This is a genomic window from Nocardia sp. NPDC051030 (genome assembly GCF_040683015.1).
Classification (GTDB): domain Bacteria; phylum Actinomycetota; class Actinomycetes; order Mycobacteriales; family Mycobacteriaceae; genus Nocardia.
Genome location: NZ_JBFBCD010000005.1, coordinates 89,520 through 106,967, shown reverse-complemented (window position 1 = coordinate 106,967; position 17,448 = coordinate 89,520). Strand labels below are relative to the sequence as shown.

17 protein-coding genes and 1 riboswitch are annotated in these 17,448 nt (G+C 67.2%); of the genes, 8 read left to right on the top strand and 9 right to left on the bottom strand.

Going from position 1 to position 17,448, the window contains the following annotated elements; all coding sequences use genetic code 11:
• Positions 1-67: 67 nt before the first annotated feature.
• The 5 genes from AB0N05_RS18170 to AB0N05_RS18150 all read right to left on the bottom strand — a co-directional run bounded on the left by AB0N05_RS18170 (position 68) and on the right by AB0N05_RS18150 (position 6,338).
• Positions 68-928, bottom strand: coding sequence for a hypothetical protein (locus tag AB0N05_RS18170; protein WP_364694973.1), 861 nt, complete (start codon positions 926-928; stop codon positions 68-70).
• 329 nt (positions 929-1,257) lie between these two features.
• On the bottom strand, positions 1,258-1,584 hold the full coding sequence (locus tag AB0N05_RS18165; protein ID WP_364694970.1) for a hypothetical protein: 327 nt from the start codon (positions 1,582-1,584) through the stop codon (positions 1,258-1,260).
• Positions 1,581-2,588: a hypothetical protein gene (locus AB0N05_RS18160; RefSeq protein WP_364694967.1), complete on the bottom strand. Its 1,008-nt coding sequence runs from the start codon at positions 2,586-2,588 to the stop codon at positions 1,581-1,583. Before AB0N05_RS18160 ends, AB0N05_RS18165 begins: the two co-directional genes overlap by 4 nt.
• Positions 2,589-2,835: 247 nt before the next feature.
• Entirely contained in the window at positions 2,836-5,451 is a 2,616-nt protein-coding gene (locus tag AB0N05_RS18155) for a LuxR C-terminal-related transcriptional regulator (RefSeq protein WP_364694964.1), read from the bottom strand.
• Positions 5,452-5,516: 65 nt separating this feature from the next.
• Positions 5,517-6,338 (bottom strand): helix-turn-helix transcriptional regulator, encoded by an 822-nt coding sequence (locus AB0N05_RS18150; RefSeq protein WP_364694961.1) that lies wholly within the window; start codon positions 6,336-6,338, stop codon positions 5,517-5,519.
• A 102-nt stretch (positions 6,339-6,440) separates the two neighbouring features.
• Here AB0N05_RS18150 and AB0N05_RS18145 point away from each other — a divergent pair, with 102 nt between their 5' ends.
• Positions 6,441-6,983, top strand: a complete 543-nt coding sequence (locus tag AB0N05_RS18145; protein WP_364694958.1) for a YceI family protein — start codon at positions 6,441-6,443, stop codon at positions 6,981-6,983.
• Between the two features lie 104 nt (positions 6,984-7,087).
• Here AB0N05_RS18145 and AB0N05_RS18140 read toward each other — a convergent pair whose 3' ends face one another.
• The gene (locus tag AB0N05_RS18140) at positions 7,088-8,185 is read right to left on the bottom strand and encodes a CaiB/BaiF CoA-transferase family protein (protein WP_364694955.1); all 1,098 of its coding nucleotides are present in this window, start codon (positions 8,183-8,185) and stop codon (positions 7,088-7,090) included.
• Between the two features lie 168 nt (positions 8,186-8,353).
• Here AB0N05_RS18140 and AB0N05_RS18135 point away from each other — a divergent pair, with 168 nt between their 5' ends.
• Positions 8,354-8,836 carry a DUF456 domain-containing protein gene (locus tag AB0N05_RS18135; RefSeq protein ID WP_364694952.1) on the top strand — a complete coding sequence of 161 codons (483 nt, stop codon included), beginning with the start codon at positions 8,354-8,356 and terminating at the stop codon, positions 8,834-8,836.
• On the opposite strand, the gene AB0N05_RS18130 is transcribed toward AB0N05_RS18135, so the two are convergent.
• Positions 8,833-9,771 carry an amidohydrolase family protein gene (locus AB0N05_RS18130; RefSeq protein ID WP_364694949.1) on the bottom strand — a complete coding sequence of 313 codons (939 nt, stop codon included), beginning with the start codon at positions 9,769-9,771 and terminating at the stop codon, positions 8,833-8,835. The two genes, AB0N05_RS18135 and AB0N05_RS18130, sit on opposite strands and share 4 nt — an antisense overlap.
• 80 nt (positions 9,772-9,851) lie before the next feature.
• Positions 9,852-11,267 (bottom strand): FAD-dependent oxidoreductase, encoded by a 1,416-nt coding sequence (locus tag AB0N05_RS18125; protein WP_364694946.1) that lies wholly within the window; start codon positions 11,265-11,267, stop codon positions 9,852-9,854.
• A gap of 293 nt (positions 11,268-11,560) precedes the next feature.
• Between AB0N05_RS18125 and AB0N05_RS18120 the strand changes: the two genes are divergently transcribed.
• The 5 genes from AB0N05_RS18120 (at position 11,561) to AB0N05_RS18100 (ending at position 15,170) form a co-directional block, all read left to right on the top strand.
• Entirely contained in the window at positions 11,561-11,998 is a 438-nt protein-coding gene (locus tag AB0N05_RS18120) for a DUF4878 domain-containing protein (RefSeq protein ID WP_364694943.1), read from the top strand.
• 92 nt (positions 11,999-12,090) lie between these two features.
• Positions 12,091-12,206, top strand: a riboswitch (SAM riboswitch).
• A 14-nt stretch (positions 12,207-12,220) separates the two neighbouring features.
• Positions 12,221-12,643 carry a rhodanese-like domain-containing protein gene (locus tag AB0N05_RS18115; RefSeq protein WP_364694940.1) on the top strand — a complete coding sequence of 141 codons (423 nt, stop codon included), beginning with the start codon at positions 12,221-12,223 and terminating at the stop codon, positions 12,641-12,643.
• 55 nt (positions 12,644-12,698) lie between these two features.
• The gene (locus AB0N05_RS18110) at positions 12,699-13,913 is read left to right on the top strand and encodes an O-succinylhomoserine sulfhydrylase (RefSeq protein ID WP_364694937.1); all 1,215 of its coding nucleotides are present in this window, start codon (positions 12,699-12,701) and stop codon (positions 13,911-13,913) included.
• Positions 13,914-14,032: 119 nt separating this feature from the next.
• Positions 14,033-14,677 (top strand): type 1 glutamine amidotransferase family protein, encoded by a 645-nt coding sequence (locus AB0N05_RS18105; protein ID WP_364694934.1) that lies wholly within the window; start codon positions 14,033-14,035, stop codon positions 14,675-14,677.
• 46 nt (positions 14,678-14,723) lie between these two features.
• Complete coding sequence (locus AB0N05_RS18100; protein ID WP_364694931.1) at positions 14,724-15,170, top strand: helix-turn-helix domain-containing protein; 447 nt, start codon at positions 14,724-14,726, stop codon at positions 15,168-15,170.
• A 7-nt stretch (positions 15,171-15,177) separates the two neighbouring features.
• On the opposite strand, the gene AB0N05_RS18095 is transcribed toward AB0N05_RS18100, so the two are convergent.
• Positions 15,178-15,936, bottom strand: a complete 759-nt coding sequence (locus tag AB0N05_RS18095) for an HAD-IIA family hydrolase (RefSeq protein WP_364696444.1) — start codon at positions 15,934-15,936, stop codon at positions 15,178-15,180.
• Between the two features lie 320 nt (positions 15,937-16,256).
• Between AB0N05_RS18095 and fgd the strand changes: the two genes are divergently transcribed.
• Entirely contained in the window at positions 16,257-17,264 is a 1,008-nt protein-coding gene (fgd, locus tag AB0N05_RS18090; RefSeq protein WP_364694928.1) for a glucose-6-phosphate dehydrogenase (coenzyme-F420), read from the top strand.
• The last annotated feature ends 184 nt before the right edge of the window (positions 17,265-17,448 follow it).

The window sequence follows — 17,448 nt, the reverse complement described above, 5'->3', positions numbered from 1 at the left end:
CGACAGCCGCCGGGGTACCGGCGGCTGCGGTGGTTATGGTCGGGACCAGGTCGGACTCACTCTCGAGTCAGACGGCACCACCGAAGGCGGCACCGGCGGCACCGCCGATGAGGCCAACGGCCAGGCCACCTGCGATGGCCGCCGGGATGCCGACCAGCGCGGCTCCGGCTCCGGCACCTGTGGCGGCTCCGATGCCCGCCCCGGCCAGGGCGCCCACCACGGCTCCTTCGAGGGAACCCGCACCCGCGGTGGGGATTCCGGTTGCTATCGCGCCGATGGCCCCACCGGCAACAGCACCGATACCGGTGCCGATGACTGCTCCGGGCACCGCGCCGAAGGCCGCGGCGGGAAGTCCTGCAAGCGCTGCGCCCGCGACTGCACCGGTGGCGGCACCAGCGATGGTCAATCCGGCGATCTTGTCGGACCGGCTTGCATTGATACCCAAGGAGTTCAGGCCGGTCGCGATACCCGCTTCGAGTGCGGCGGCGTTCCCATTGATCGGTCCGAGCAGGTTCTCCGGAACGCTATCGGGCACCGGAGACGTGTACGCCCCGATCCGCAGAACCCGTGGTGGCGGCATGATCGGCGCGACCGGGAGCACCGGTGTGGGCGCATGCAGGTGCTGCCAGTCGATGGCGGGCGCTTCGGCATTGGGGATGGGCCGGAATTTATTGGGAGCCAGCAAGTTCGGACTCGTGTCCGGGAGGCGCAGGTCTGGAAGGTGCGGAGCCGGAGGCGTGGTGACGCCGGGCTGAAGCATGCCGGGCCGATTGGGAGTGGGCCGATCGCCCGCCTGCGCGGCGACGCCCGGCTGCGTGGTGCCGGGTGGCAGTTCGGGGCGCGAATCCGCCCGATCCCCGAATGCCGGTTCACCCGGTCCGAAGGACTGCGTCAAAATCGGTTGCTGCGCAGTGGCATTGACCACCACGGGTGTAATCGGAGCAACCGCCCTCCGCGAGGTCGCCCCCGAGCACCCCACCGCCAATACCAGCGGAATCGCCCCCACCGCGAGAGCCCGCCGAGTAGTCCCCGAATGTACTGTCCGATGCCGACGAATCACGTCGAAACACCACCTTCATCAGTATTGAAGCCTTTATCTGCCAACCCGCCGAAGCTCTCTCGACGCTGTTGATCAGGACTTCGACACCACCGATGACCCGGACGACCCCACCCCCGACTTCGCACCGCAACACGCCGAAAAAGGGCGTCCGCACCAACCAGGTTGGTGCGGACGCCCTTTCGATATTCAGCTGGTGGCTACGCGCCCGCCTTGACGATCGGGCCCCAATAATTGAAGGGGAAGCTGGTGCCGGTGCAGAACACCCAGACATCGGAGCCGGGGGCGAAGTGCAGGTAGAGGGGACGTCCCTCCGCCAACCCGGATGCCGGGTCGGACCCGACGAACGGTGCTTGCAGGCTCCAGCCGCCGCAGTTCCACCACTCGCCCGGAACGGTATCCATCCGGATCACGCCGCCCGGTTCCGGCGTAGCGACCGGGGGAGTGGCCGAGGCCAGGCCCGCGCCGAACGTGCCGACCGCGATCAATGCTGTTGCGACAGTGGTCGCCCGGAGCGCCTTCCTCACAGCGCACCGCCGAGGAAGCCGCCGATGGCGCCGCCCGCGATGCCGCCACCGACACCGCCGACGACGGCTGCGGGGATGCCGACGATCGCGGCACCTGCGGCCGCACCGACGCCCGCGCCGATCAGCGCACCGCCGCCGGCGAAGCCCGCGACCTCGGGTCCGGCTGCGGCACTCTGGATGGCCAGCAGGCCCGCGCCGAGGCCGCTGGTCGCCACCGTGCCGACAAGGGCAGCGGCGGTGAGGCCACCGGCCACTCCGACGCCTACGGCCGCGCCGACGCCCAGGCCGACGACCGCGCCGATCGCCGCACCCGGAACGGCGCCGACGACGGCGCCCGGAATGCCGAGGGCCGCAGCGCCGCCGACCGCGCCGAGGGCCGCACCGGCGAGGGTGCCTGCGGCGATCTTGTCAGAGCGGCTCGGGTTGACGCCGATGGAGTTCAGACCGGTGGCGAAGGCTGCTTCGACGTTGGCTGCGCCGACGTTGACCGGGTTGAGGACGGTGTCGGGGACGTCGTCCGGGACGGCGGTGGTGAAGTCGCCGATGCGGAGGGTGCGCGGGGGCGGGGCGATGGGGGCGACCGGGGTGACGACGGTGGGGGCGTGCAGGTCCTGCCAGTTGATGGCGGGGGCCGCCTCGGGGGCGGGGATGGGGCGGAAGTTCTGGGGGGCCGTGTAATCGGGGCGGGGGGTCGGCTGGGTGGTCACGCCGGGCTGGACCGGGCGGGTGCCGTTCGGGCGGTCGGCCGCGGGGGCGGTGACGCCGGGCTGGACCGGGGTGGTGGCGGCGTACGGGCTGGTGCCGGGGATTGCCGGGAGTTTGGGGGCCGCGCTGTCGGCGGTCGGCGGGTTGTCCGTGCCGGGGGTCCGCGGGGTGGTGGGCTGCTCGGTGGAGCGGCCGGCCGCGGGCGTGGCCGGGGCGGCGGCGTTCTGGTCGGTCGTGCTGGAGCAGCCGACGGCGAGGGCCAGCGGGATCGCGCCCGCGATGATGACGCGTCGAGCCACGCCGGTTGTCACTTTGCTATGCCGACGGGACACGTCGAAACACCACCCTCATCAGGATTGAAACTGTCGATCCCCCGAGACCTGCTGGTCACCTGAGTACGGGACCTTGCTTGGTCACCTGAGCAGGGATGTTAACTGAAAGGAAGCTATAACTGACAACTCGATGTGACATGGTGCACATGACGGGACGGTCCGCGCACGCGACTAGAAAACCGCTGGTTGAAGCCTTAACTACATTGTCGCCCGGTCAGATCTCTGATTTGCCGAGAGATGACCCGCCGCGCATCAATTCCGCCAGCGCCTCACGATCGGTGACATCGAGCTTGATGCACGCGCGATAGAGATGCCCCTCCACGGTGCGCACCGACACGGTCAGCCGATCCGCGATCTGACGATTCGACAGCCCCGCTACCACCAGATTGGCGATCTCCCGCTCGCGCGAGGTCAGCGGTAGCGGCTGAGCGGACTGGCGCAGCGCCGGAGTACTGGCCCCGCCACACGCCGCGGCCAGCCGATTCGCCGCGGCCGCGGATTCCAGCAGGCGGCGCCGGTCGCCCGCGCGCTCATGCGCGGACGCGGCCTGAGCGGCCGCATCGGCGGCCGACAACAGCACCCCGATGGATTCGAATTCGGCTGCGGCATTATCCAATCCGGGCCCGTCGTGTGCGGCCGCCGCGACCGCGTGCCGGGCCTGCACCTGCACCAGGCGGCCGTCCACCCGCGCGGCCAGATCGGCCAGTCGGCCCGCCACGGAATGATCGCCGAACCGTGCCGCGGTATGCAGCGCCATGGCCTCGATGGCGTGCTGATGCGAGCGCGCCGCCGCATCGGCCGCGCCGAGGGCGAGCCGGATGGCGGGCGTGGCGGTGCCTTCGGCGGCGGCCTGCCAGGCCTTCGCGATCTCCAACTGCGGTTCGTAGACGGCACTGTGCCGCCCGCCGCGTTCGATCGCGGCGGCAATCGATTCGGCGGCCTCGATGGGGCGGCCGAGCGCCGAATACGCCTCGGCCAGACGCAGTCTCGCGGGGAACATCCAGGCGGCCGCGCCCTCGGTGGCGAGTGCGGCGAGGGCCTGCTCGAGATTGTCGATGCCCTGCGGGAAATGCCCCTGCGCCACGTCCACGGTGCCTTGCAGGATCTTCATCAATCCCCAGGCCAGGTATTGGCCGGGGGAGGAATAGGTGGACGGGCTACCGGCGCAACGCCGTGCGGCCTCGATCTCACCGGTGAAAGTGAGCGCCAAGACTTCCGCGTGCGTGGGCATGAATCGATTGAGCCCGTCGATATGTGTTTCGACCTCGTGCCCGCGGGCCGCATACTGCCGGGCGGCATCGCCACGTCCCATGAGCGCCAATGAGAGTCCACCGCCGAAGGCCGCCCAGTACACCGCCCACGGCGGGGCGTCGTCGGCGGCCATGACGGGTTCGGCGAGCGCGAACGCGTCATCGAGCTTGTTCTCGTTGACCGCGCAGGCCGAGGCCAGCCCGTCGAGGGTGGCGACCACCTTCGGATGCTTCACCCGGCTGCGCACGGACTGCAGTACCTCGTCGGCCCGATCGGCATCGCCCATGGACCACAACAGATTCGAGACCCGGGTGCTGCCCCACCGGGCCAGCTGGACCTCGTCCATCTGATCCGGATCGAATCCGGCGAGGGTGCGTTCGGCCTCGATGCGATGCCCCTGCCACAGCAGTGCGCGCGCCAGCAGGTCGGCCGCCTCGACCCCGCCCCGGCGTTCCACGGCCGCGCGCGCGAACCGTTCGCCCAGTGGCAGATTCGCCAATCCGATGGCATCCGCGGCGGCGGCCAGGAACAGTTCGAGATCCGCGGATTTGTCACTGTCCAAAGCCAATTCGGCCAGCCGTATCCGATCGGACGCGGAGTGGATGGGCCGCTCCTTCAGCGACGTGTACAACTGTCCGCGCAATCGCCGCGCCGAGGCGATGCCAAGTCGCCGCCGGATCACCTCCCCGAACAGCGGATGGTTGTAGCGCACCAACAGCTGATGGCTGTTCTCCATTATCCGTATGACACTGCGGGATTCGGCCGTTTCCACGGCCTCCGCACCGGCCAGTTCGGAGAGCACGTCCAGGTCGATGGGCTCGCAAAAGGTGAGCAGTTCCAGCACTCGCAGCACCGGTTCGGGCAGCTGCTCCACCCGATCCTCCAGCAGCGCAGCCAATTCCGAGGTGACGGCCGCGCGCCCGCGCAACTGCCACACCCCCTTGACCTGCCGCAGCGTGCCCGCCTCCAGCGCGCCTTCGATCAGGTGCCGCAGGAAAAGCGCATTGCCGCCGGAGGATTCCCACATGAGGTTGGCGGTGAACCCCTCCAATTGCCCGCCGAGCATGTTCTCGACCAGTTCCACGCTCTGCTTCTGCGAGAACGGGGACAGGTCGATGCGCAGCAGATGCCCGTCCTTCCACAGCGAGGTGACCGCGTCCGGCACCGGCACCCCGCTGCGCACGGTGGCGACAATGTGCGCGGCCTTGTCGATGGCCAGTTGCAGCAGCAGTGTCGCGGAGAGTTGATCGAGCAGGTGCGCATCGTCGACGCCGATAATGGTGTGCCCGTCCGCGAGCAGGGCTTCGCGCGCCGCGGCCATGAAGGTCACCGGATCGTGCGCCGTGTACACCCCGACCATGTGCGCGAAGACCCCGAGCGGAATGCTGCGGGCGGATTCGGTGCCCGCCACCCAGCGGATATTGCCGCCCACGGCGGCTGTGGCCTGTCTCGCGAGGGTGGTCTTGCCGACGCCCGCGTCACCGGTGAGAACGGCGCCGACGAACTCCCCGCTGGTCAGCGCCGTCTTGATCGTCTCGAGCTCATGTTCCCGTTCGACCATCGGCCAATTCCGAGCCATGGGTCAACTGTAGTTCCCGATCCGCTCGTGAGCAGGGGGAACGAAAGCCCGAGAAGCTGGGGCTTTTATTCGTTGACCAGCCGCAATCCGGGAGTTCTGACCTGGCGGCGATCCACCAGCCACACCATGACGCTCTGATCGGCGGCCGGATCGAGGGTCTCGATTTCCACTTCGACCTCGCCGCGCTGCGGGTGCGCGATGCGCAGGACGAGCGAGCGATGATCGGTAACCCGGTGTTCGCGCCAGCGCTTGTCGAATTCCGGGAAGCCTTGCAGCGTCGTGATCATGGACGTCACGGACGGGTCGTCGGCGAAGTGGGTCTGGGCGGCGCGCAGCGTGGAGGTCACCATATCGGCGGCGTCGTCCCAGTTCAGGAAGTGCTCGCGCGCGTCGGGGTGGGCGAACACGTAGTAGGCGAAATTGCCGTGCGCGGTGTCCTCGAGCAGCCCGATGGGCTCGGCGAAATCCCGCCAGGCCGGGTTCCAGGCCAGCATGTTGAGCCAGCGCCCGGCCACGAACGCGGGTGTCGGGTGCAGTGCGTCGATGACGGCCTGGACGGTTTCGGAGACCTGCTCGCGGGCCTGCCCGCTGGAGGGGCAGCTGGCCTTCTGCTCGAGGCCGAAGGCCAGTTTGCCGAAGTGATGCCGTTCGATCTCATTGAGCCGCAAGGCGTCCGCGAGCGCACCCAGGACCGCGGTGGAGGGATTGGTGTCGCGGCCCTGTTCGAGCCGGGCCAGATAGTCGACACTGACGCCGGCCAGTGCCGCGACTTCCTCGCGGCGCAGTCCGGGGGTACGGCGACGGCGTCCGGCGGGCAAACCGACGGCTTCGGGCTGTAGCTGGCCTCGGCGAGCGATCAGGAACTCGGCGAATTCGGTGCGTGACACTCCTCCATGGTGCCAGGGTCAGGGGTCTGTTATCCCAGCCCTGCCAGTGCCAGGATCAAGACGGTGTGGTTAACCGGACTTCGGTCCGCTTGACTCATATCCATGACGACTTCCGAGCAGACCCTGATCGCCCCCGGCTCCTGGACCCTGGACGCCGCGCACTCCTCCGTCAACTTCACGGTCAAGCACCTGGGCATCTCCAAGGTTCGCGGCCGCTTCAACCGCTTCGAGACCGCGTTCGTGGTGGACAACGACGGCCAGGCCGCCATCGAGGCCACCGTCTACTTCGACTCCTTCGACACCGGCAATGAGTTCCGCGACAACCATGTTCGCAGCGCCGACATCCTGGATGTCGCCAACCTGCCGCACCTGACCTTCCGCGTTCCCGAGGCCGTCAAGATCGCCGAGGAGTTCGAGGTCACCGGCGAGGCCACCATCGGCGGCGTCACCAAGCCGGTCACCCTCGACGTCGAGTGGGGCGGCGTGCAGGTCTTCCCGAACGACGGCAAGAAGCACGCCGGTTTCAATGCCACCGGCACCATCAAGCGCAGCGACTTCAATGTGGCTCCCGGCCTGCCGGTCGCCATGCTGAGCGACAAGATCGCCATCGAGCTCGATATCCAGCTCGTCGAGCCGGAGGCCTAGTCCCCGAACCGGGCATCGGTCTCGCCTCGGACATCGGTCTCGAACTGCGAAGCGGCGGCACCCATTCCGGGTGCCGCCGCTCGTCGTCCGTGCGGGTGATCGGGTCAGTCGGCCCAGACCTGCTCGATCGGGGTGCCCTCGTTCGGCGGCGGAGTCGGGATGCCGCCCGGGGTGCGCGAGAACCGCGGCGCGGGCGCGTGCTGCACGATGCCGTCGATCTCGATCAGTCCGGTGCGCGCCACAATGTGCTCGTTCTGCTCCGCCTCGGTGAAGGTGAGGATCGGCGTGGTGCAGGCGTCGGTGTCCTTGAAGATGGCCCACCACTCGTCGCGGGTCTTGGTCTTGAACTTCTCCGTGAACAGCTTGCGCAGCTCGTCCTGGCCGTTCGGGTCGATCTGGTGTGGCAGGCCCTCCGGCGAGATCTCCAGGCCCTTCAGCAATTCCGCGTAGAACTGCGGCTCGATGCAGCCCACGGCCATGTACTTGCCGTCCGAAGTCTCATAGGTGTCGTAGAAGGCCATGCCGGTATCGAGCAGGTTGGTGCCGCGCTCGTCGGACCACAGGCCCACGCCCTTCATGCCCCAGATCATGTGCGAAAGCGCCAGCGCGCCATCGACCATGGCCGAGTCGATGACCTGACCCTTGCCGGAGGTCTGGCGCTCCACCAGCGCGGCGAGCACACCGAATACCAGGAACATGGACCCGCCACCGAAGTCGCCGACCATGTTCAGCGGCGGCACCGGCCGTTCGCCCTTGCGCCCGATCGCATTGAGCACACCGGTCAGCGAGATGTAGTTGATGTCGTGCCCGGCCCGGTCCGCGAGCGGGCCTTCCTGGCCCCATCCGGTCATGCGGCCGTAGACGAGTCGCGGATTGCGTTCCAGCGCAACGTCCGGACCCAATCCCATGCGCTCGGTGACGCCCGGCCGGAAGCCTTCGAGGAGCACGTCGGCCTTCTCGATCAGCCCGAGCACCTTCTCGATATCGGCCGGATCCTTGAGGTTCGCCTCGACAATCGTGCGGCCACGCCACTGCGGGCGCTCCATGAAGCCCGGCAGCTGATTGGGCCGCTGTACCCGGACCACGTCCGCGCCGAGGTCCGCGAGCAGCAGTGCCGCATGTGGGCCGGGGCCGATTCCGGCCAGTTCAACAACCCGCACGCCCGCGAGCGGGCCCTGCTTGGCGGTGGATGGAGTGCTCACGCCCCTACCTCGGTTCAATCGTCGTCGATCTGGTGCCCCGGCCCACAAGGGCCAGTGTTGACACTATGACAATAAGTGCTGAACCCTCGGCGAGGCACCCCCTGGATAGGCCCCCGGCGAGGCTCCCCGCGGATAGGGTTGCGGAGAACCCGAGGTGGAGGAACCGAAGTGAGCGCATGGGGTGAGGTGCTGGTCGGCCTCGCGATTCTGATCGGCCTGCTGGGCGTCATCGTGCCGATCCTGCCGGGGGTGGTGTTGATCGCCGCCGCGATCCTGGTGTGGGCGATCATGACCGGCGGGGCGTCCGCCTGGATCGCCTTCGCCCTCTGCGCAACGCTTCTGGTGATCAGCGGAGTCATCAAATACACCTGGCCGGGCCGGAAACTGAAGGAAGCGGGCGTCCCGAATCGGTCGCTGCTGCTCGGCGCGCTGCTCGGGATCATCGGGTTCTTCGTGATTCCGGTGGTCGGGCTGTTCCTGGGATTCGTACTGGGCGTGTACCTTTCGGAATTCCAGCGGATCAAACAGCATCAAGCCGCGTGGCAGTCGACGGTGCACGCACTCAAAGGCGTCGGCCTGTCCATGCTGATCGAGCTGCTGGGCGCACTGCTCGCGTCCGGCGTCTGGCTGATCGCGGCGCTCGCGATCTAGCCGAAACGATTGCGGCGGTGCTGATCCCGAGTATCGCGGGGTGGACGCGGCTTGCCTGGCTTGATGACCGGCAAGGGGAGTGTGTCCGGGGGCGGCTTGGGTAGTTCCGAGCGGTGCAGCCGCAGGGTAGGTGCCTCGACGGACGGCTGTGCCCGGAACATGGGCAGCGTCGGATGCGGGTCTTCGAAGGTGCGTTCCTTGACGGGGAGGCCATAATAGGCGCGCGCATTGTCCTCGAGGACCTTGTGCAGATCTCCACCCACGGCATCGGCGATCACATCGATATCGGCGTCCTGGAACGGGCGTCCCGCGCGCGTGCCGGGCAGGTCGGAGCCGAACATGAGGGCTTCGGGATTCACGGTGTGGATCTTGCGCAGGGCGAGACCGACATCCATGGAGACCCGGCCGAAGCCGGAGGCCTTCACCTTGGCCCCGCGATCGACCAGGTTCAGCAGGTAGGGCAGGCAGTCGTCGCTCATGCCCATGTGGTCGATGGCGAGGGTCGGGAGTTTGGTGATGACGGGTTCGAGGGAGCCCAGCATGGATCCGTCGATATAGAGCTCCACATGCCAGCGGGCCAGTTCGTAGGCGCGCAGGGCCAGCATGGTGAGGCCGACGATATCGCCGCCGCCGCGCTTGAGATTGAACCGCAGCGCGCGCACGCCCGCCCGGTGCAGGTCCATGATCTCGGCGTCGGAGGCGTCCACATGCAGATTGGTGACGCCGACCCAGCCCTCGCCCAATTCGGCGAGGGCGGCCTTGAGCCAGGTCTGATCGGTGCCCTGGAAGGACCCGCTGACCACCGCACCACCGTCGATATGGAAGCGCCGCATGCGCCGCCGATAGTCGGCGATGGTGAAGGGGTCGGGCAGGTAACCCTCATTCTCGATCAGCGGGAACCGCGGATCGAGAATGTGGACATGGGCATCGAACACGTGATCTAGCATGCCTCACAACGGTGACAAGTGTGGATGGCCTTGTCCGCCTGGTGGATTCGGCCAGGTCAGGTGGGGTGTTAAACCTTGTCCGGTTCGCTCGCGCGGAGCATGTCCTCGCGCTCGACGACCTTGACCCGCTCGCGGCCCTCCGGCTCGCCCAGGGCGCGCTCGTGCGCGTCGAGGCGGTACCAACCGGCCCAGGTGGTGAACGGGACGCCCTTCGCCTCGAGGAACGCGGTGACGGCGTCGAGTTCCGGGTTGGCGGCCGGGGTGAAGTTCGCGGCGTCATCGAGCAGGCAGGCCACGGTCTCGTTGGCGTCGCCCTTGGTGTGGCCGATGAGGCCGACCGGGCCGCGCTTGATCCAGCCGGTGACGTAGGTCTGCGGCAGGTAGCGGTCCGCGCCGTCGGCGTCCTCGTTCGCGAGCACGCGTCCGGCCTCGTTGGGCACGGTCCCCGCCTGCTCGTCGAAGGGCAGGGAGGGGATGTTCTGCGACAGGTAGCCGACCGCGCGGTACACAGCCTGCACGTCCCAGTCCTTGAATTCGCCGGTGCCCTTGACGTTTCCGGTGCCATCCAGGGAGGTGCGCTCGGTGCGCAGGCCGATGACCTTGCCGTCCTCATTGCCCAGCAGTTCGGCCGGGTTCTCGAAGAAGTGCAGGTACAGCTTGTGCGGGCGGTTGCCGACGTCGCGAATTGCCCACTGCTCGAGGGTGTTGCAGATCATGTCGACCTGCTTCGAATGACGGCGTGCCGCTTCGGAGCCCTCGTCGTAGTCGATGTCCTCGGGGTCGACAATGACCTCGATGGTCGGCGAGTGGTCGAGTTCGCGCAGCTCGAGGGGCGTGAACTTGGCTTGAGCGGGACCGCGGCGGCCGAATACGTGCACTTCGAGGGCCTTATTGCCCCGGAGGCCTTCGTAGACGTTCGGCGGGATCTCGGTGGGGAGCAGTTCGTCGCCGGTCTTGGCGAGCACGCGGGCCACATCGAGCGCGACATTGCCGACGCCCAGGACCGCGACCTTCTCGGCCTCGAGGGGCCAGTTGCGCGGCACGTCCGGGTGGCCGTCGTACCAGGAGACGAAGTCGGCGGCGCCGTAGCTGCCGTCGAGGTCGATGCCCTTGATCTCCAGCGCGCGGTCCGCATTGGCACCGGTGGAGAAGATGACCGCGTCGTAGAAGCCGCGCAGGTCTTCGAGGGTGATGTCGACGCCGTAGTCGATATTGCCGAGCAGGCGGACCTGCGGCTTGTCGAGGACCTTGTGCAGGGCGGTGATGATGCCCTTGATGCGCGGGTGATCCGGTGCGACGCCGTAGCGGATGAGACCGAACGGTGCGGGCATCCGCTCGTAGAGGTCGATGCTCACGTCGGCATCGGACTTCATCAACGCATCGGCGGCGTAGATACCGGCCGGGCCTGCGCCCACGATCGCAATGCGGAGCGGGCGGGTCGCTGCACCGTTGTGCTGATCGGAGACTGCACTCTGTTCGGTCATTCTTACGCGCACCCTTTGGGTCGAAACTACTTGTCGTCGTACTCAGCCGTCGTTTCTTAGCTTAGGCTAAGTTGACGCCCTCGCCTCGGGGTGGTGCTCCGGAGCCGGAACCCCCGACGCTGCAGCGTTGCTGCACGGTATGGCTATTCCCGCTTCCGCGCGGGAATTGTGCCGATTCTATCGGTGAGGTGGACACCCGCCCGCGCCGAGTAGGTGAACTGTGCGACTGCCCATCTCCGGCGCAAGCCGGTGTCGGCCTCTTTACACCCGCGCCGACCAGGCATGATCTACCCATGAGCGACGTCGAGGAGAAGCCGGAACGGATCGACCAGGGCGAAACCCGGACCATGTTGCCGTTTCTGGTGGCGGCGGGCGTCATCGTGCTGGTGGTCATCGGAATCGTGATCGCCGCGCTGGTGTCACCGGCTGAGAAGAATCTCACAGATTCCAATCGACTGGCCATCGCCGCCCGCAACTTCACCGAGTCCGGCAGCGGCACCGACAGATTCGACAAGGCCACCGCGTGTCCCGGGTTCGACGACAAGCGCTCGCCGCTGAATATCCCGGATCAGACCGGCCAGAAGTTCGACCTCGTCAAGGTCACCGACACCACCATCGACGGCGATAAGGCCACCGCCGCGGTCACCGTCCGCGCCGACGGCCGGGAAAACACCTCGACCTGGCACTTCACCAAGACCGACAACACCTGGCTGGTCTGCAATGCCGGGTAGCCCCGCTCCGGCCTGATCGTGCCCGCGCGCGCGTTCCAGGGTCTGGGAGAAGGGTTTGACACCGGGGCCCCCGCTCGGTCAATCTCAACCCAGGTCATGAGTACCAGTGGCAAGCCCCGGCTCGCTGGTCGGCAACCCTCCTCCGCGGTGGGGTGCTCCGGGTGACGACCTGGCCACGCATCGAACAGCGATGCGGCAAGTGCGGATTCACAGGAGGTACAAGTGAGCTACGCGGGTGACCTGACGCCGAAGCAGGCGTGGGAACTGTTGCGCGACAATCCGGATGCGGTGCTGGTCGATGTGCGCACCGAAGCCGAATGGCGTTTCGTCGGCGTGCCCGACACCAGCGGCATCGGCCGGCCCACCGCCCTCATCGAATGGGTGGACACCACCGGCACCCCCAATGCCCGATTCGCCGACCAGTTGAAGCAGGCGCTGACCGACCGCGATGCCGGTTCGGACGCGCCCGTCATCTTCATCTGCCGCTCCGGCCAGCGATCCATCGGCGCGGCCACCGCCGCGACGGCCGTCGGCTTCGCGCCGTCGTTCAATGTGGTCGAGGGCTTCGAAGGCGCACTGGACGCGCAGGGGCATCGCGGCAGCACCGGCTGGCGAGCGGACGGCCTGCCCTGGCGGCAGTCGTGAGCGCGCACGGCTCTGGCTCGAACGCGCACAGCCCTAGCTCGAATTGGAGGCAGTCATGATCACCGGTGGCGCATTCGACAAGCCGCTTCCCGAGGGTGTCGGCCCGGCGACTCAGGCCGTGCGTGGCGGCCTGCGGCGTTCCGGCTTCGAGGAGACCTCCGAGGCCCTCTACCTGTCTTCCGGCTTCGTCTACGAAAGTGCCGAGGCGGCCGAGGCTTCCTTCACCGGCGATATCGAGCATTTCGTCTACTCCCGCTACGGGAATCCGACGGTCGCCATGTTCGAGGAGCGGCTGCGCCTGATCGATGGCGCGGAGGCTTGCTTCGCCACGGCGAGTGGCATGTCCGCGGTGTTCACCGCGCTGGCCGCTCTGCTCGGCACCGGTGATCGCCTGGTCGCGGCGCGCAGCCTGTTCGGCTCCTGCTTCGTGGTCTGCAATGAGATCCTGCCGCGCTGGGGCGTGGAGACCGTCTTCGTCGACGGCGAGAACCTGGACGAGTGGGAAGCGGCGCTGTCCGTCCCCACTCAGGCCGTGTTCTTCGAGACCCCGTCCAACCCGATGCAGTCCCTGGTGGATGTCCGCCGGGTCACCGAGCTCGCGCATGCCGCGGGCGCGAAGGTGGTGCTGGACAATGTCTTCGCCACCCCGCTGCTGCAGCGCGGCTTCGACCTCGGCGCGGATGTTCTGGTCTACTCGGGCACCAAGCACATCGACGGTCAGGGCCGAGTCCTCGGCGGCGCGATCCTCGGCTCGCAGGAGTACATCGACGGCCCGGTGAAAAACCTTATGCGCCATACGGGTCCGGCCTTGAGCCCCTTCAATGCCTGGACGCTACTCAAGGGTTTGGAGACCATGCCGTTGCGCGTGCGTCAATCCAACGAGTCCGCGCTGAAGGTCGCCGAGTTCCTGGAACAGCACCCGGCGGTGTCGTGGGTGAAGTACCCGTTCCTGAAGTCGCATCCGCAGTATGACCTTGCGCAGCAGCAGATGTCGGGCGGCGGCACCGTGGTCACCTTCGAGCTGAAGGCGGCCCCGGACGAGGCCAAGAAGCGCGCCTTCGAGGTGCTCAATGGTCTCCGAATCATCGATATCTCCAACAACCTTGGTGATTCGAAGACCCTGATCACTCATCCTGCCACCACCACCCACCGCGCCATGGGCCCGGAAGGCCGTGCGGCCGTGGGTATTACGGATGGCGTGGTCCGCATCTCGATCGGCCTGGAAGACATCGAGGACCTGCTCGGCGACCTCGCGGGTGCGCTGAGCTGAATTCATGACGACCCCTGCGGGGCCGGACCGTCATCGACGGTTCCGGCCCCGTTGTCGTATCCGGGAAGGGGTCTGGACTGTCATTGACAGCATGCTGTCAAATATGACAGGATGCTGTCATGATGAAAACAGTGCACCTGGCCATCTTCGACACCTACTCCGACTGGGAGGTCGGCTACGCGACGGCCTACATCCATCGCCGACTGTGGCAGCGTGAGCTGGGAAACTGGCAGGTCAAAACGGTTGGCATCAGCGCGGATCCGGTGACTTCGATGGGCGGCCTGCGGGTCGCGACGGATGTTCTGCTCGATGAACTGTCGCCCGCCGACAGCGCCATGCTGATCTTGCCGGGCGCGGACACCTGGGAGAGCGGCGAATTGGCCCCGTTCGCCCGCAAGGCCGAGGGATTCCTCGCGGCCGGGGTGCCGGTGGCCGCCATCTGCGGCGCGACCTTCGGTCTCGCGAAGGCGGGTCTGCTGGACGATCGCTCGCACACCAGCAATGCGGCGGAATACCTTGCCTTCAGCGGATATTCGGGCGGCGAAAAGTTCGTGTACGAGCCTGCGGTCACCGACGGTGACCTGATCACCGGCAGCGGCACCATGCCGGTCGAGTTCGCGCGCGAGATCTTCGCCAAGCTGGACATGTACGAACCGCACGTGCTCGAGGCCTGGTACCGCCTGTACGGGCACAACGATCCCGCCGGTTTCTACGCGCTCGACGAGTACGAGAAGAAGCGGGCGGCGGAGTCCGGCGAGCAATGAGGGAGAATCGCTCGCAGTATGCGGGCCTCGGCGCACAGGAGGTGAGATGACCCGCACCGAACCGGAGTTGTTCAGCACGGCCGCTATCACCTCGTTCAAGTTGAACGGCCAGTTCCTCGCGATCGCAGAGGAACTGGCGCGCCCCGCCGGTATCACCGCGGCTTGGTGGCAGGTGCTCGGGGCGGTGCTGCGCGAGCCACTGCCGGTGGCCGGTGTCGCCCGCGAGATGGGCATTACCCGTCAGAGCGTGCAGCGCATCGCGGATCTGCTGGTGGACAAGGGATTAGCCGAATACCGCCCGAACCCGGCGCATAAGCGCGCCAAGCTGGTGGCCATCACCGAGGCCGGTCACGACGCGCTCCGGCGCATCGATCCGCAGCACGCCGAGATGGCCGCGAAACTCACGGCGAAGCTCGGCATCGAACGGCTCGCGCGCTTCGCGGATGCGCTGACCGAATTGTCGGCCGCGCTGGAGGCGATCGAATCCGTTTGAGCGCGGGCTATTCGGCGAACGGGTCCTTGGTCCGGCCGACGAGTTCGGCGACCGATTGCAGGACGCGGGTGGGGCGGTAGGGGTACTGCTCCATGGTGGCCTGGGTGGAGATGCCGGTGGTGACCAGGATGGTGCGCATGCCGGCCTCCAGACCGGAGATGACGTCGGTGTCCATGCGGTCGCCGATCATGACGGTGGACTGCGAGTGCGCACCGATGCGGCGCAGGGCCGAGCGCATCATGAGCGGGTTCGGCTTGCCCACGTAGTACGGGTCCTTGCCGGTGGCACGGGTGATGAGCGCGGCGACGGAGCCGGTGGCGGGGAGGATGCCTTCACGGGAGGGGCCGGTGGCGTCCGGGTTGGTGGCGATGAAGCGCGCGCCCGCCGAAATGAGCCGGATGGCGGTGGTGATGGCCTCGAAGGAGTAGGTGCGGGTTTCGCCGAGCACCACGTAGTCGGGGTTGCTGTCGGTGAGTACGTAGCCGATTTCGTGCAGGGCGGTGGTGAGCCCGGATTCGCCCACGACATAGGCGGTTCCATTGGGTCGCTGGTCCCGCAGGAAGGTGGCGGTCGCGAGCGCCGAGGTCCAGATGGAGTCGACGGGGATGTCGAGGCCGGTGTGCTTGAGCCGGGCCTGCAGATCGCGTGCGGTGTAGATGGAGTTATTGGTGAGCACCAGGAACGGGATCTCGTTATCGCGCAGTTCGGCGAGGAATTGGTCGGCCCCGGGCACCAGGTGGTTCTCGTGCACCAGGACGCCGTCCATATCGGTCAGGTAGGACAGAACCGGTGTTTCGCTGGAGGTGGTCACGGGCCAATTGTCCGCTATCAGGTGCCGGAACGGGCTCGGACGTTCACACAAACTCGAGCGGGTGACCAGTCACGTGGAATAACAGCATGTGGAATACCCGGTCGCGACCCTCGGTTCGATGTTTTTGATGTGACCCCTGCCGCACCGCCGTGCGCCGCTGACTATCGTGCGAAGTGGACCAATCCGGCGATGCGGTACCCCGCAGATCGGACGGTCGGGCGGGTGGCTCGGCCCCCGTACGACACAGCGCAACAGAGGCGACAGGAGTGGCGCAGGTGAAGGACCTCAAGCTCGGATACAAGGCATCCGCGGAACAGTTCGGCCCACGGGAACTGGTGGAGATCGCGGTCGCGGCCGAGGAGCACGGCCTCGACAGTGCCACGGTGAGCGACCACTTCCAGCCGTGGCGGCACAATGGCGGGCACGCCCCCTTCTCGCTGGCCTGGATGGCCGCGGTCGGCGAGCGCACCCAGCGCATCCAACTCGGCACGTCGGTGCTGACCCCGACCTTCCGCTACAACCCGGCGGTCATCGCGCAGGCCTTCGCCACCATGGGCTGCCTGTACCCCGACCGCATCATGCTGGGCGTCGGCTCCGGTGAGGCGCTGAACGAGATCGCCACCGGATTCCGTGGCGACTGGCCGGAATTCAAGGAGCGTTTCGCCCGTCTGCGCGAATCGGTGGATCTCATGCGCGCCCTGTGGACCGGCGAGCGCGTCGACTTCGACGGCGAGTACTACAAGACCGTCGGCGCCTCCATCTACGACGTGCCCAAGGACGGAATTCCCGTCTACATCGCGGCGGGCGGTCCCCTGGTGGCGCGCTACGCGGGCCGCGCCGGTGACGGTTTCATCTGCACTTCCGGCAAGGGCATGGACCTCTACACCGAGAAGCTCATGCCCGCCGTCGCCGAGGGCGCGGCCAAGGTCGGCCGCGCCGTCGACGATATCGACCGCATGATCGAGATCAAGATCTCCTACGACACCGATCCCGAACTGGCGCTGGAGAACACGCGCTTCTGGGCCCCACTCTCGCTGACCCCCGAGCAGAAGCACTCGATCACCGACCCGATCGAAATGGAAGCCGCCGCCGACGCGCTGCCCATCGAGCAGATCGCCAAGCGCTGGATCGTCGCCGCCGATCCCGACCAGGCCGTCGAGCTGATCAAGCCCTACCTGGACGCGGGCCTCAACCACCTGGTCTTCCACGCCCCCGGCCACGACCAGCGCCGCTTCCTCGAACTGTTCCAGCGCGACCTGGGCCCCCGCCTCCGCGCTCTCTGACCTGCGAATCCTTCACCCCGCGCCGCCTATTGAGGCGCGGGGTGTCGTATCTCTGAGGTGAGGGAGCGATGGTGGTGGTATTTCGTCCGTATTCCCGCCACCATCGCTCCCTCGCGCGTAGTGATAAATGCTACGAAGGTGCGGGTGGGCGGGGGTTAGTGCATAACGGTCGGTAGGCTTCCGA

What these genes read in the sequence shown, in the direction of transcription:
- AB0N05_RS18155 (WP_364694964.1), bottom strand. Translation starts at nt 5,451, where the DNA reads ATGGCTCGGAATTGGCCGATGGTCGAACGGGAACATGAGCTCGAGACG.
- AB0N05_RS18145 (WP_364694958.1), top strand. Translation starts at nt 6,441, where the DNA reads ATGACGACTTCCGAGCAGACCCTGATCGCCCCCGGCTCCTGGACCCTG.
- AB0N05_RS18125 (WP_364694946.1), bottom strand. Translation starts at nt 11,267, where the DNA reads ATGACCGAACAGAGTGCAGTCTCCGATCAGCACAACGGTGCAGCGACC.
- AB0N05_RS18120 (WP_364694943.1), top strand. Translation starts at nt 11,561, where the DNA reads ATGAGCGACGTCGAGGAGAAGCCGGAACGGATCGACCAGGGCGAAACC.
- AB0N05_RS18110 (WP_364694937.1), top strand. Translation starts at nt 12,699, where the DNA reads ATGATCACCGGTGGCGCATTCGACAAGCCGCTTCCCGAGGGTGTCGGC.
- AB0N05_RS18105 (WP_364694934.1), top strand. Translation starts at nt 14,033, where the DNA reads ATGATGAAAACAGTGCACCTGGCCATCTTCGACACCTACTCCGACTGG.
- AB0N05_RS18100 (WP_364694931.1), top strand. Translation starts at nt 14,724, where the DNA reads ATGACCCGCACCGAACCGGAGTTGTTCAGCACGGCCGCTATCACCTCG.
- AB0N05_RS18095 (WP_364696444.1), bottom strand. Translation starts at nt 15,936, where the DNA reads ATGGACGGCGTCCTGGTGCACGAGAACCACCTGGTGCCCGGGGCCGAC.